The 13,735-nt window shown below is 44.0% G+C and carries 13 protein-coding genes; 1 reads left to right on the top strand and 12 read right to left on the bottom strand.

Annotated features, from left to right (window positions below; genetic code table 11):
• Positions 1 to 56: 56 nt before the first annotated feature.
• The 10 genes from bglB to ACUTVW_RS19305 form a co-directional block, all read right to left on the bottom strand.
• A complete protein-coding gene (gene bglB, locus ACUTVW_RS19350; protein ID WP_445647275.1) occupies positions 57 to 1,136 on the bottom strand; it encodes a beta-galactosidase BglB in 1,080 nt (359 codons plus the stop codon).
• 32 nt (positions 1,137 to 1,168) lie between these two features.
• Positions 1,169 to 3,724, bottom strand: a complete 2,556-nt coding sequence (locus ACUTVW_RS19345) for a hypothetical protein (RefSeq protein ID WP_445647274.1) — start codon at positions 3,722 to 3,724, stop codon at positions 1,169 to 1,171.
• Between the two features lie 5 nt (positions 3,725 to 3,729).
• Positions 3,730 to 4,554, bottom strand: a complete 825-nt coding sequence (locus tag ACUTVW_RS19340) for a carbohydrate ABC transporter permease (RefSeq protein ID WP_445647348.1) — start codon at positions 4,552 to 4,554, stop codon at positions 3,730 to 3,732.
• Positions 4,554 to 5,459, bottom strand: a complete 906-nt coding sequence (locus ACUTVW_RS19335) for a carbohydrate ABC transporter permease (protein ID WP_445647273.1) — start codon at positions 5,457 to 5,459, stop codon at positions 4,554 to 4,556. The genes ACUTVW_RS19340 and ACUTVW_RS19335 overlap by 1 nt, the downstream gene beginning before the upstream one ends.
• Before the next feature lie 92 nt (positions 5,460 to 5,551).
• Positions 5,552 to 6,823, bottom strand: coding sequence for an ABC transporter substrate-binding protein (locus tag ACUTVW_RS19330; protein ID WP_445647272.1), 1,272 nt, complete (start codon positions 6,821 to 6,823; stop codon positions 5,552 to 5,554).
• A gap of 22 nt (positions 6,824 to 6,845) precedes the next feature.
• Positions 6,846 to 7,727, bottom strand: coding sequence for a helix-turn-helix domain-containing protein (locus tag ACUTVW_RS19325; RefSeq protein WP_445647271.1), 882 nt, complete (start codon positions 7,725 to 7,727; stop codon positions 6,846 to 6,848).
• Between the two features lie 247 nt (positions 7,728 to 7,974).
• Positions 7,975 to 8,277, bottom strand: a complete 303-nt coding sequence (locus ACUTVW_RS19320) for a GNAT family N-acetyltransferase (protein ID WP_445647270.1) — start codon at positions 8,275 to 8,277, stop codon at positions 7,975 to 7,977.
• Between the two features lie 5 nt (positions 8,278 to 8,282).
• Positions 8,283 to 8,567, bottom strand: coding sequence for a hypothetical protein (locus ACUTVW_RS19315; protein ID WP_445647269.1), 285 nt, complete (start codon positions 8,565 to 8,567; stop codon positions 8,283 to 8,285).
• Between the two features lie 40 nt (positions 8,568 to 8,607).
• Positions 8,608 to 9,057, bottom strand: coding sequence for a hypothetical protein (locus tag ACUTVW_RS19310; RefSeq protein WP_445647268.1), 450 nt, complete (start codon positions 9,055 to 9,057; stop codon positions 8,608 to 8,610).
• A gap of 286 nt (positions 9,058 to 9,343) precedes the next feature.
• Positions 9,344 to 10,084: a methyltransferase domain-containing protein gene (locus ACUTVW_RS19305; protein ID WP_445647267.1), complete on the bottom strand. Its 741-nt coding sequence runs from the start codon at positions 10,082 to 10,084 to the stop codon at positions 9,344 to 9,346.
• A 363-nt stretch (positions 10,085 to 10,447) separates the two neighbouring features.
• Here ACUTVW_RS19305 and ACUTVW_RS19300 point away from each other — a divergent pair, with 363 nt between their 5' ends.
• The gene (locus ACUTVW_RS19300) at positions 10,448 to 10,897 is read left to right on the top strand and encodes a DUF1569 domain-containing protein (protein WP_445647266.1); all 450 of its coding nucleotides are present in this window, start codon (positions 10,448 to 10,450) and stop codon (positions 10,895 to 10,897) included.
• A 141-nt stretch (positions 10,898 to 11,038) separates the two neighbouring features.
• Here ACUTVW_RS19300 and ACUTVW_RS19295 read toward each other — a convergent pair whose 3' ends face one another.
• Complete coding sequence (locus tag ACUTVW_RS19295; RefSeq protein WP_445647265.1) at positions 11,039 to 12,586, bottom strand: glycoside hydrolase; 1,548 nt, start codon at positions 12,584 to 12,586, stop codon at positions 11,039 to 11,041.
• Between the two features lie 114 nt (positions 12,587 to 12,700).
• Positions 12,701 to 13,714, bottom strand: a complete 1,014-nt coding sequence (locus tag ACUTVW_RS19290) for a carbohydrate ABC transporter permease (RefSeq protein WP_445647264.1) — start codon at positions 13,712 to 13,714, stop codon at positions 12,701 to 12,703.
• Between the last annotated feature and the right edge of the window lie 21 nt (positions 13,715 to 13,735).

Genomic DNA, 13,735 nt, shown 5'->3' with positions numbered 1-13,735 from the left:
GTTTATAGGGTCTGCTCTATGGGGTGTGATTTGATCATTTCATTGTTTGTCCGGGATCATCTTATATCAGCGGCCTGGACCTGCAATCCCTCGATCAGAATAAACAACGTAAGGGCTTGCCCATACCCCATCGGACTAATCGCTATGTCTTTATAAAACTGGGCACCCTGCCCCACAGGCGTTCCATAGGACACCTGCTGTACAACTCCGTCTTCATCAATATGGTTCAACACGGCTGCAAGTGCCTTCATGCCGATATGACGATAGGACTCGTCCAGGTACCCGTAACGAATTCCCTTAAGAATACCGTATCCAAACGCTGCCGTTGCGGAAGTTTCTTGGTATGAGTCTGAATCGTCCAGTACCGTGTGCCACATGCCATCCTTATGCTGCAGTTTGCTCAGTGCTTTGATCTGAGCAGTCGCTGTATCCAGCAGATACGTTTTTAGCCCGTCTTCGATCGGAATAATATTCAGTAAGTCCATCACTCCAGCCGTATACCATGCGTTGCCTCTGCCCCAATGAACAGCACCATAGTTATGATTTCCGTTGAAATCCCAGCCATGATAGAACAATCCCGTTTCTTTGTTGTATAGATATTTAATGTGCACAAGGAATTGTCGCTTGGCTTCTTCTATATACTCTTTTTTCTTAAAATACACCCCTGCCTTGGCCAAAAAAAGCACTGTCATAAAAAGGGTATCGATCAGAATTTGCCCATCATTGGCATCTCCCGTAATCATATGCTGGAACGCTCCATCTCCGGTTCGAAGCAGCCCCTTCATAATCCAACTGCTCCACTCTTCACAGACACGTTCGTATTCCGGGTTCCCGGTCAGCTCACATAGGGACATCAACGTCAGCATGGGCGCACAGGTATTTACATTTTTTTCGGGTAAGCCTTCCATCAGTCTTGCATTGTACCATGACTCGAGAAATTCCAGCACCTTGGCATCCTTTGTTGCTTCATAGAGCTGGAGCAAACCATAAAGTCCAACACCCTGAGGCCATTCCCACAAGTGAATGTCGATCAGTCCAATGGGAAACTGTTCGTTAATGCTTGTGTTTTTCATCGTTTCCATTGCATGGGATACCTTGCTTATTTTCTCCAGAAGCACTTCTTGATTCGGCATCATTGCTTTCACTCCCTAGATTTATTGCACAAGATTCAACGCTTCATGTCCTGTACCTTCAACTGACCTGTTACTCCATAGCCGTTATGCACGATTTCCTCTCCTTCAATAAGAAAAGGTTTGTTTATTCCCCACTGAATGGAACCATATATCGGATCTGTCAGGGTCATCGTTAAAGATTTCCTGTCAAACTCAGGGCTTGCGGAGCGAACTTGATCTACAAAAGCGCCAAATGATCCAAATTGCTGTTCTGTTCCTGCTCTTATAATCCAGGCATTCCGCAATCCATGAGAAATGAGCTCCCGCTCTCTCGTCACTCCATTGCTCTCCATACTTGCGCCATTAGCCGCATATAGTGCCGCATATCCCTGATCCAGGCGGGCAAAATGCCAGTTCTTATGCCTTACCCATTCTGTGAAGGAACCCGTAGGAAAATAAGCATGTGTCCAATCCGAGGTATGATCCGCTGGAATATCAAACATCATCAGCGCCATGCCTTCATGCTGAACAACGTCGGGCAATATCCCGTTTCCAGCCCAAAAGCAAGGCCGGCCATCCCCATGCTTGTATATCTCTGCTGGATGATTCACCCAAATCTGCGCTTCTGGCGACATAGACAGATGATTCACATGCTCCTGATAACCTGGCTTGCCTGGACGAAAACCGATGATGGAGGATAAGGCATATTCCGCTGTCCGATAATGATAGAGCTTGGCGTACCCTCCCTTACCCTGCTGATTCGTGAACTCCAGCATCTGATTCTCTCCAAGGATCAGATGCTCCTGATACGCTGCAGGAGGATTATAGTCCGATAAACTCAGAGCTACATTGCTGATGGAATAATTATTCACATGACCGATGCCATAACCGATCCAACACATAGAGGTCGTTCCTGCTGCATAACTGCCCAGAAGTTCTTTCTCATAGCTGCGACCGAACGTTGTAGACATCACGCCTTGATGCATCTGAACCGTAATATAATAGAATAACAGATCCATTGCCTTTTTCGCTTGCTGTCTGAGCTGTTCATTATGTGCAAACTCATAAATATGCAACAGTCCAACAGCATCTATAGGAATGTAGGCACTCGAATTCCATTCTGCCAATCCTTCATCCAAAAAGCGCTCAAACCACAAAGCAAGTCTCTGCTCGGCTTTTTGACGGTGCACTTCACCGGACTCACCACTGTTACTGAACATTTCATCCCCAAATAGTTGACCCGCTAACAACTCATTGGTATGGAACAACAAGGCATGGTTCTCACTGAAGAACCACATCACATCATCGCCGGGTTCATCAATCCAATATCGGTAGTCCAGAATGCTTGCTTTTACCCGATTCCAGAATGATTCACTGAACAAACCGCTATTTCGTTCATCTCTCCAAAGGCGAAACAGTCCCACTAAATAAAAGTCGCTGCAATCTTTCCGCTGCTCAATCCCTTCCACACCTTCAAGTAACATGTTCTCCGCTTCTTGCCGATTGCCATTCGTTTTTAACATTGCAATCGCTGTATGAATATTAGGACTGCCCTTCTCCGCTATACATTGCAGAGCCAGAGATTTGCGAGCTTCAATATCTGTAGCTTGCTGAGCAGCCTCATCATAACTAGTGTCGTAGGATTGACAGCCGAACTTTTTGGTCAGTACTACGTTGGATACAGAAATCGTCAGCGTGAAGTATACGTAATGATGGCCGAAATCATTGGTATGTCCAAGAACCAGGTCATTCTGTTTCTCGGCTATGTGTATGGTCTTATTTTCCGTGCCATCAAAGAAATTACCATACTGGATATCGACCTTTCTAACGATGTCTGGCAAGGGAAGCGGCAATCGAAGCTTGATCTGCTCACCTCGGAAAATATCTGCAGGAAAATAAGCTTGTTCCAAGGATTGCTCGGCGGATTGTACATCCTCTTTCAGATGAGGAGCAATAGGCAATGAAATATGCAATTCCTCGCTTCCAAGGTATTCAACTGCAAAAGCATACATCGTATCTCGCTCAGCCAGATCCTCCCAGCATACATAGATTTCATTGATTCCAGCTACAAGTTCAGCCTCGATAATGACTTCCTGTTCTTTGTTACGAATCAGCGGTGCAAAGTCTGTCACCAACTCCCCATTGATCCACAATGACAGACTACCATAGGTTTTTATCCGAAAAGAAGCCTTATGGTTAGTCGAAGAGATGAGACGTGTCGCCGCATAACTGCGAAGATGTGTGGGTACAAACCAGAATCCTGATTTCTCTACTCGTGGATTACCCCAGGGAGAGTATAGTTCCCATGGCATCCCATTCTTTTCTCCACCAAATGCATCGCCCGGGCTCGGAAACTCACTCCAGTGATCAAAAAACCGAGCCACAGCCTGGGATCTCCTATTTTCAACAAACTCCTGTCTACATGGATTCTCATGAATCGCAAATCCGTCAATAAGCCAGTCGTTAATGTCTCCCTCCATCGTTGTTGGAACAAAGGCAACCGGCTCCGTATATATGCCACTGATCATCCAATGATTGATGACCTGATTGCCGCCTAATTTCATCGGTCTGTAATTCAAAGTATCTATCCCGTCACAGGTGGGTTCTATCATTCAACTCATCCTTTCATACCTGAAGTAATCATGCCGCTGACAAAATAACGCTGGAAAACCATAAAAACAATCAGCACAGGAAGCATCGTTATAACGGACATCGCAAGCAAGCTTCCCCAATCCACGTTGTATTCACCAATAAAATTAGAGAGAGCCAGCTGGATCGTATACTTGGATGGATCACTAATCGCAATTAACGGCCATACAAAATCATCCCATCTCCACATAAAGGAGAAGATCGCGAGCACGGCAAGAATCGGCTTCGCTATGGGAAGAATGATGCTCCAGTAAATTTTCCACTCACCCGCGCCATCCATCCGCGCTGCTTCCAATAATTCGTCGGGTACACTTAGCAAATACTGCCGCATAAGGAACACACCCGTCGGCGTTGCAGCTGGTGGGATAATAATCGCGAGCAGGGTATTATACATGCCAAGTGCGCTGAGAACCTTGAAGATCGGGATCATAATGACTTCAATCGGAATCATAAGTGTTGAGATAAAACCGATTAAGATAATCGAGCTTCCCCGGAAGCGGTACTTTGCGAGTGCAAAGCCCGCCATGGAATTGATCAATAACAGCAGTAGTGTTGAGGACAGCGTTACAATCGTACTATTCATAAAATACAGGCCAAAATCGCCTTTCCTGAAGGCCTCTTTGAAATGCTCAAAGGTGACTGGCTGCGGCCACAGCTTGGGAGGGAAGCTGTACAGATCGCTATTGGTTTTCAGAGCAGAAATAACGACCCACAAGACAGGCAGGAGCCACACCACTGCGGCAAGACTTAAAATACTGTAGATGATAACTTTGACCCAAGGCTTCATGACCATCATGTAGCCCCTCCTTTCGATAGACGGAATTGCAGAGCCGAGAATCCGCCAATAAGGATAAACAGCATCACCGACATGGCGCTAGCGAGGCCAAGCTCCTGTCTGTTAAAGCCAATCTCATAAATATATTGAACAATATAGGTAGTATCCTTACCCGGCCCACCACCTGTAAGCGCAAACATAAGTGGAAAAGCTTTGAACGCATCAATCAGAGCCAGCATAACGACAAGCAAGCTTGTAGGCTTAAGTAGCGGAAGTGTGATATATCGAAATACCTTCGTTCCGGTCGCCCCATCCAAGCGGGCAGCTTCATAGTAATCTGTAGGTATCGCCTGCAAGCCCGCGATGAAAATAACCATAAAAAAACCTGCACGTGACCATACTGTCGCGATAATTACAGCCGTATTTGCCCAGAACGAAGAGGTTAGAAAACCTACAGGTTCTACCCCAACCATGGTTAACAGATGATTGAGAATGCCAAACGAGTCTCCAAAAATCCACTTCCAGGTCAACCCCACGATGATGTAAGAAATCATGGTCGGCCAGTAAAATATAGCCCTGAAGAAGCCACGCATTCGAATCTCACGGGCAAGCAGCAGAGCAATACCTAATGCTGCCGCATAAATTAGAGGCACGACGATTACGGCATAAATTCCCGTTCTTCCAATGGTTGACCAAAACTCTTGGTCCCCTATGATTTTGATATAATTGTCCAGGCCGTTAAACTTCATCGGATTCAATCCATCATAGACATGGAAAGAATAATAGAGGCCGAGTAAAGAAGGGAATACAATGAACGTTCCAAATATGACGAGATTGGGAAGTATGAACAGATAAGGAGCAATCCTGAGCTTCCTGTTCTGTTTAGCCAGCGTTTTACGTTTTAATAGTTGTGCCTCACTCATATGCTTGCCCCTTTCTTATGCGTTAAGTGAAAGGGAGCCTAACAGGAATCCGTAAGCCCCCACGTGTGAATGAACAATAATGACTTTACGTTTTATTGACTTTTAATGGCTTCATTAATCAGCTTAGCCGTCCGATCCAAGGCTTCTTGCGGAGTTGCCTTATCTGACAGAACGTCCATAATATTATTTTTCAAATCAGTTGAAATCTTGGAAATAAGCGTTTGTCTGGACCAGTCATTGGCCGCAAGCGGTGAACTATTCTTCAGTTCATCCGAGAAGATTTCAAACATCTCCTTGCCAAATTCATAATTCAACGTGGCGCTATCCTTCCGCGGACTCATAAACAACGACTCCCGATTATATTTGGAGTTCACTTCTTTCGATGTTAAATATTCAATAAATTCGGCAGCCTGCTGCTCCTGTCCACTGCCTTCGAAAGCCATCAGGAACTTGCCACCCGGTACGGAAGAACGCTGTGTTCCTTTTGGCATATAAGTGACGCCCCATTCAAAATCGGTAATGTCCTTGTAATTGCTAATCATCCAGTTTCCAGCCCAGTGAGCAGCTACTGTTCCGGAACGGAACAGATTGTTTGGGTTCTCCCCTCCGAACCATACCGATTCAGGCATAATCCCTTCTTGATGCAACTGCTTGAACATCTCCATGGAGCGAATGCCTGCTTCACTATTAATGGCTGCCGCACTACCATCCTCGGTTAAGATACTTCCCCCGTTCTGGTACAACAGCGTGGACCAGCGATGTGGAGTGACATCCCAAACCATGCCATATCTCGCTCCACCTTTGTCCATCACCTGTTTTAACGCAGCGATGTATTCATCCCACGTCCATACGTCATCAGGAGAAGTCGGCACTTTGACACCGGCTTTATCAAATAAGGTTTTGTTATAAATTAATCCATTCGCTGTGACATCCATCGGCGCTGCTACGATTTTGTCATTCATAACATAATACGGCTTCAAAGAATCAATAAATTGATCCTGAAATTGACCCGCATTTTCTACATAAGGCGTAAGATCAACGGCTTGATTCGCAAAAGATCCTGTATCCGTTACACGACTCAGAGCAGGTGGTTTGCCACCAGATAACATCGTTTTCAATTTGGTTGGGAGATCCTTGAAGCCAACTTCAATGAGATTGATCTTCACTTTGGCATTGGTCTGCTCATAATCTTTGATGATTTCCTTGATCACTTCGCCTTCTTTTCCGTCAGAAAACCATAAAAAATCAAGAGAAGATTGTTTCGTATTTTCGTTGTTACCTGTACTTGAACAAGCAGTTAGCACAATAAGTAAGATAACCATTACCATACTAGCGGCAAGCCTAAACGTTGTTCTTTTTGTCATATCAACATCTCCTTAGATGGAATTAATGAATTTCGGCTTCGTTAAATAATTCATTTTTACGGAATAACTGTGGAGAAACACCCACGTATTGTTTAAAAGCTCTGCTGAAATACACAGGTGTATTGAAGCCTAATGTCTCAGATATGGACAAAATCGGTGCATCCGTAGACAGCAACAGCTTTTTGGCCTCTGCAATTCTTTTGCGTATAACATAATTGCTGATGGTGTATCCCGTTGTCTCTTTAAAGGAATGACAAATATAATATTTATTCAAATGTAGCGTTTTGGACAGTTCATCCAGCGAAACATTCTCCGCGTAATTTTGGTTCAAATAATGAAGAACTCGGCTTACGCTTGACTGCTTTTGAGAAGAAATCAGAATCGGATCGACGGATTGCTCACTAGTCATTTTCCGATAAATCCTCAGCAACAACTGAGTAAGCATCAACTTAACCATCGTTTTACATCCTGCACTTCGGGCGTGCATCTCGTCTTTAATCCCCTTAAATGTATTTGTAATGTATTCACGCTCCTCCGGGGACCAATGCACCAACAAACCGTTGGGGTGGCGGAATATGGACATGAGATTTTCCAATTGGCTAAGTTCAAGCATGTCCAATAACAATAATTCCGTAAAATTGACAAAACTTCTCTTGTATACCATCTCTCTCGAAGGATTAATCCGATGAGGGACTCCACCTCTGAATATAAACATATCCCCGGGCTTCGGCTTATAAATCCGATCACCGATTAAGAAGGTTGCATCCCCTTGGATGAAATAATGAATTTCATATCCATTATGTGTATGAATGGGCCATTCATCTTGAAAATTATCCGCTTCTGATCTCACATAAACTTCATTTTCCTGCAAAGCCATATTCGTCGGGGTGTGTATGGTTAACATCAATAAAGATCTCCCTTCTCAGAATACAAAAAGCAATATAGTGTAATAAAATAAAATGATAGCGCTTTACAATGAATTGTATCACAGTTATTTCGACCTAATCAGAACAATATTGCTGTATTGTTGATCACAATTGTTGCAAATGATTCGAAAGCATTTCATACATACAAATGCTGGAAACAAAAAAAAACGCTGTCCAGCACTTAGGCTAGAACGCGGTGGATAAGACAAACGCTGATGCTAGGAATTATTGAGCCGGGACGTTCGTGGCTAATGAAGCAAAACGGTTTTTCCAATCTAGCTTGTAAAGATCAATCTGACCTATATATTCCTGTGATTCTCTGGCTCCAACAACAAAGCTTCTACTCGCAGCCTTCCCCTCAACCATCGTTCTGAAAAAGGATTCTGTTTCATAACTCGAATGAGGATACAAGAAATTGTCTGATAAATTTGCCGTAATTTCCGGGTCGTTGACCCACTGCTTCATATACAGCAGATCCGCATCCTGATACTCTCTGAGCACGATTCGTTCTCCATATATGCGAGACATATCCGTTACCTCCTGTTATGTTTCCTGGCCTTATCCTTCTTTATTAAAAAATCGATGATGAGACCTAACCCCGTCCAAAAAAGCAGATGAAACCCATAAATAAGCGGCTTAAATAAGTATGTTGTCTCCGGGTTCATATTGATGTCTGTTAGCGGGCGGTTTAATAGTGGATTGAAAGGATTTGTTAAATAGATCAAAATGTTTTTATCGTCATTACCAGACAAGTTGTTGAAACACACCAGCAATGAGAACAGCACAAACCAGAAGGTCAGCTTTTTGAATATTTTCATCTTCGTTGTACCTCCTCTCTAAAAATCTTACCCGATCCGTTTAATCAGGCCTAGAGATGTTATTGAGCTGTTCAATATAATCTTTTTTGCGAAAATGGAACGATGGGAAAGTTGAATAATCCCAATATCCTCCTGCGGAGTCTTCCGTTCGATGTGGTTGTTCAAATTGACTCCATATTATGGAGTCATCTGTTTCTGTGATTTTCACCAACAACGGCCAGCAACCTGGCAGTCCGCAGTTACAGCCCAGGACTAGGGTTTTTCCTTCATAATTAAAAATATCATCCTCTTGTAGCCTGCCTGTAAAGTGTGCTTCAATATGATCTACTAATTCGATATTAAGCCCTTCATATAAACCAGCAATTTCAGACTCGAATTGAGCTTCGTAACGCTTCATGCGCTCTACTAAAGATTCATTATTAACATAAATAGTAATAACGGAAGCTTCTTGTTCTTCTGAGTATTCAAGTTTAAATTCAATTGAATCCATAATCTAACTCCTATTTGAATAAATTGTCGCGGATATCGCCCATCAGTTGCACTCCAAAGCTCGGACAACCTCACCATCCATAAGTTCAAACCAATCATCCGTCGTAACAGGCCTCACCTGAATCGTCATTTAAAATTCCTCCTAATGGTTCTCTTACTTTTCCGATATACCTATTCAACTGTTTTCTCATACTGCATCACTCCTTTCATTAATAGAATTTCATTATATAACTTGAACAAAATCAATTATCAAAGTGAATATTATAAACTAGTTCAACTCATAGTTGCTATGATAACGGCTTTGTACCGCAAGCGGTAATAAAGTTCATCATGGCATAGGCTTCTGGCGAATGATTTATGGCTTCGAAAGCTCGCTGTAACTGGGCAAACTCCTCCGGGCTAATGATCCCCTTTTCAACGAAATGTACAAAACGCTGCAGATTAAATTGCTGCTTAAATCCTTCTATCCCCAATAAATCGCTATGTTGAAGAACAGCATCCATGTCAATATGAATGTATCCGCTCTCAGAAAGCAGTCGCGGCAAACTTCTGCCAATTAACCGATTACCACCATGTTGTGCAACATAGTCCGCAATTTTCATTAATACGGTGTGCAACGCCGGTATATCCGGATTCACTGCCCCAAAAACACCATCGTCAACATCTATAATAGCAAGTCGGCCACCGGGCTTGAGCACACGATAAATTTCTTGCGCCGCTTCGATCGGATTATGCAGGTGAAGAAAGATGAGTCTAGCTACTACAAAATCAAACGTATCATCCGGCAAATCCATCTGATAAATCGATGATTCCACAAAATGCAGCCGTTCAGAAGAAACGTCTTTCAGTCGTTCTTTGGCTTGCGCTTGTAATGAACGATCAATCTCAAGCGAGGTAATCTCGCTGTCTGGCAAGCTGTCCAATAATTGCTCTGTTATGTAACCCGGTCCGCTTCCGACCTCCAATACACGCATTCCATTTTTGAGCCCATACCACGCCAGATTACGGAATTCCTTGGACCATCCCATAACGGCTTGTATCCTTAACCTCTTTAGTTCTTCTTGAAAACTTAATACTGTGGTTTGGGAATTATAAGTTGAACGTGAGTCTATCGTATTTCTCCTCCTGCTCTTCATTGAAATTGTAAATCTACATGATTACACTTTTTTCCTGCCTAAAAAAAGAGCCACCTTGTGATGTTTGTCTATCGTTCCGCCTGCATCAACGTTTTCCATAGAATCAACCTCCAATTTTACTAACATTATAATCTCATTTTCATTGACTAAACTTACCATATTTTATTATTCTTGAACATAAGAGAACAAACTTCTCAATAATGGAATGATACTGTTTCTGGTGCTCAAGTTATTAAAATGGATCGGGGTGTTCCGATGAAAAGTATCTTTGAACCAAGGCATGCTGCTGAAGTTACAGAGCGTCTGGATCAACTCAGAGAAGATTCCACACCTCAGTGGGGAACGATGCGGGTTTCTCAAATGTTAGCTCACTGCTCGGCTTTTCACGATATTCCCCTGGGGAATACTTTTCCGCCAAGAGGGTTGCTCGGAAGACTTGTTGGACGGTTAGCCAAACCGATGTTTTATAATGAAAAGCCCTTACCACATAATATGTCGACTATTCCAACAATCGTTATTGACGATGATCGAGTGTTCATAGCTGAGAAAGAAAAGCTGAAACAACAGATCAACACTTTCCAAGTCAACGGTCCGGATCAATGCTCCCAACATCCCCATCCTTTCTTCGGAAAACTGACAACTGAACAATGGGGAAAAGGAATCTATAAACATCTGGACCATCACCTTAAGCAATTTGGGATTTAACCACGCTCAGGCACATCACATCACATCATACCAAAAAGCCCATGGCAAAATTCAAGCTTGATCATACATCTCTACATGTACCAAGCTCCAATATGCCATGGGCGATATCGAGTGAAACCCTTCCGCTTTACTTTTTACTATCTATGCACCGCCAGTGAGGGTCACAACCGATTTCCCCGGAATGTATACATTAAAAGACTGCTCCTCTTCTGTAGCCGTAACCCTCTCCTGACAAACCAGATCCAGTTCCGCATTCGTCACATAAGACTCCATTGTATTGACCATTCCATTCAGACCCAAGTCATGAAGATGGACTCGGACATACTTGTCATGTTCACCATGATTCACAAAAACGGCAGTCACGGTTTGCTCTCCCTCATGGACATAAGCTGAACCTAACAAACCGCTTTCGGCTTCCTCACCAAGCCCGGTCAAGTCGATTCGCTTCGAACCAGGCCGAATGAATCTGCTATAGTTACCAAGTACCCACAGCATTTTCGAAGTTAGTATATTTTGCTCGTCCCCAGCTTCATTGAAATCCGTATAGATCAATCCATCCTTGTAATCGACTTTGGAAACCGCAGTCCACCATTGCCATGCAGCCGCACTCGCTTCTACCAGATCAAAATGAATCGTTCTTGCAACATGAAGCGCAGGCTCAATGCCTAAATCACGTCCAGGTCCATAGTCTCCCAATATGCAATACTCCGTTACCCAGTATTTGCTGTCTGGATCATAGTGTTTCATGTTGGTGTGCAGCAGCTTTCTAAGTCTGACCAACCGATCATCACCGGGACTTCTGTAGTCAGACCAGTAGGAGTGGGAAGCAATTTTATTTCCTATCGCTTCTTTCACCTGAGGATCACCGATCATATCCTTTATGTATTCCCGATACTTCCCTGTCCCCAGCTTGTTAGCTCCGCTGGTATACGTGCCACTTCCCGCAAACTGACGATAATATTCATCGTCCAGCAGCGACGTGATTTCCACTCCATCCGGTGCACTAATCCGTGCCTGTAGATCCGTCTGCTGCAGCTGGCGGTATAATTCCAGAATCACTTGTTTCAGGTCATCATTATTATAACGATTAGCTTCCTGCCATGCCTGATTCCAGTCCCAAGTCGGCTCGTTGATCGGACTAATATAGTCGAAGACAAGCCCTTTTTGCTTGAAATACGTTAAAACATCAATCAAATAGGCCGCAAACTTCCCCTCATAGCCTGACCTCAGATTCGTTGAACCGACTTCAAGATCAGGCTGAGCATGACCATTTTGGGTCATCCACACCGGAGGGCTGTTTACAAACGCGATCAGGGTCTCAACGCCCCGATCATGAGCAGCCTGAAGAAACCATTGTTGGCCAGACTGTCTACTCCAGTCATATTCATCTTGCTCGGATATTTTGAAGGCTTCCGCTCGTCGCCACGGGTCAGGAATGCGTCCCTGATCTGATTCTGTTGAGCCTGCGCCTATGTTGAAACGCCACGCGGACAACCCGATTCCTTGATCTCTGGAAAATAACAGGTCGGCGATCCGGATCTTATTTTCCTCACTCCAATGTTTCCCGATCGGTTCCATCGACCAGGCATCCGAAGCACCAAAATTGTCAATGCTCTGATAACCTGTCTTCCCATCAATCGTGACTTGTGCATCCGGCTTATTTTTTGTTTTAGGCTGATCTCGTTGCATCCCTCATCCTCCTCTTCCTGAACTATTTTTTAGACATCTGTACCCACGAGCCATTGCTTTGCTATGGATAAGAGGCTGCCATTGTTTAGACAGCCTCCTATGAGTTAACTGCTCTTATCCTACAAGACCGGAACGTTCCACACTCTCGACAAAATGACGTTGAACGAACAGATAAATGATAATCAGCGGTAGAATCCCCATTAGCACACTCGTATTCATCATCATGGACATAAAAAACGGATCTTGTGTATAGGATGCCGCAGCTTGCCCTCCGCCCGTCAGATACGTCGCAATCGTAAAGCCCGAGGAAGACATCATTGACGACATGACTTTGGGTTCGTTCAGGTACATATTGGTAAAGAAAGAGTCATTCCACTGCCATACGAACGAAAACAGCATGACTGTAACCATCGAAGGTATCGCATTGGGCAGAATAATACGCCAAAACGTTTTGAAATACCCTGCACCATCCACGTATGCAGCCTCTTCAATCTCACGCGGAATACCTCTGAAGAACTGGCGGAAAATGTAGACATACAGCCCTGTCTTCACACCCATCCCCAGCGCAGCCGAGATTAGAAATGGCCAGTACGTGTTAATCAGATTGGCAGGACTGCCTCTGAATAGTTCGATCAGACCCATCACATCAAAGTTTTTAAAGTTTAGATAGAGTGGGATCATGATCGTCTGTGAAGGAACCAGAATGGTAAATATTACGGCTGCAAACAGAAAACCACTGCCTCTGAACTTGATTCTTGCGAAGCCGTAACCTGCCAGAACACACGTTATCGTCTGAAGTAACATCACCGCAGAAGACAACCATAGGGTATTCATCAGCACGCCGGGATAGTTCATCGCCGTGAAGACCAGTTTAAAGTTTTCCAGCGTAAACGTACGCGGAATCCAGATCACCGTTGGATCATACAGATCGGACATGCTTTTAAAGGCAATCGATATTTTCAATAAAATCGGATAAAGAATGACAAATGAAATGCCAAAGATCAGGACAAATCTGACTAAAATCCACGCCCATTTCTTGATTATTTCAAACCAGTAGGCCGTGGAACCCAGGCGCTGCAGCCATTCCTTTTTCACTGGCGGCTGCTCTGCTGCGGTTTCTGTCTTCATGTCAGGCCTCCTTCAGGATTA

The organism is Paenibacillus sp. TSA_86.1 (genome assembly GCF_052691815.1).
This window is presented reverse-complemented; position numbering and strand designations above follow the sequence as displayed.

What these genes read in the sequence shown, in the direction of transcription:
- ACUTVW_RS19300 (WP_445647266.1), top strand. Translation starts at nt 10,448, where the DNA reads ATGAAAAGTATCTTTGAACCAAGGCATGCTGCTGAAGTTACAGAGCGT.
- ACUTVW_RS19335 (WP_445647273.1), bottom strand. Translation starts at nt 5,459, where the DNA reads ATGAGTGAGGCACAACTATTAAAACGTAAAACGCTGGCTAAACAGAAC.
- ACUTVW_RS19290 (WP_445647264.1), bottom strand. Translation starts at nt 13,714, where the DNA reads ATGAAGACAGAAACCGCAGCAGAGCAGCCGCCAGTGAAAAAGGAATGG.
- ACUTVW_RS19310 (WP_445647268.1), bottom strand. Translation starts at nt 9,057, where the DNA reads ATGGATTCAATTGAATTTAAACTTGAATACTCAGAAGAACAAGAAGCT.
- ACUTVW_RS19340 (WP_445647348.1), bottom strand. Translation starts at nt 4,554, where the DNA reads ATGGTCATGAAGCCTTGGGTCAAAGTTATCATCTACAGTATTTTAAGT.
- ACUTVW_RS19320 (WP_445647270.1), bottom strand. Translation starts at nt 8,277, where the DNA reads ATGTCTCGCATATATGGAGAACGAATCGTGCTCAGAGAGTATCAGGAT.
- ACUTVW_RS19330 (WP_445647272.1), bottom strand. Translation starts at nt 6,823, where the DNA reads ATGACAAAAAGAACAACGTTTAGGCTTGCCGCTAGTATGGTAATGGTT.
- ACUTVW_RS19295 (WP_445647265.1), bottom strand. Translation starts at nt 12,586, where the DNA reads ATGCAACGAGATCAGCCTAAAACAAAAAATAAGCCGGATGCACAAGTC.
- ACUTVW_RS19305 (WP_445647267.1), bottom strand. Translation starts at nt 10,084, where the DNA reads ATGGGATGGTCCAAGGAATTCCGTAATCTGGCGTGGTATGGGCTCAAA.
- bglB (WP_445647275.1), bottom strand. Translation starts at nt 1,136, where the DNA reads ATGATGCCGAATCAAGAAGTGCTTCTGGAGAAAATAAGCAAGGTATCC.
- ACUTVW_RS19315 (WP_445647269.1), bottom strand. Translation starts at nt 8,567, where the DNA reads ATGAAAATATTCAAAAAGCTGACCTTCTGGTTTGTGCTGTTCTCATTG.
- ACUTVW_RS19325 (WP_445647271.1), bottom strand. Translation starts at nt 7,727, where the DNA reads ATGTTAACCATACACACCCCGACGAATATGGCTTTGCAGGAAAATGAA.
- ACUTVW_RS19345 (WP_445647274.1), bottom strand. Translation starts at nt 3,724, where the DNA reads ATGATAGAACCCACCTGTGACGGGATAGATACTTTGAATTACAGACCG.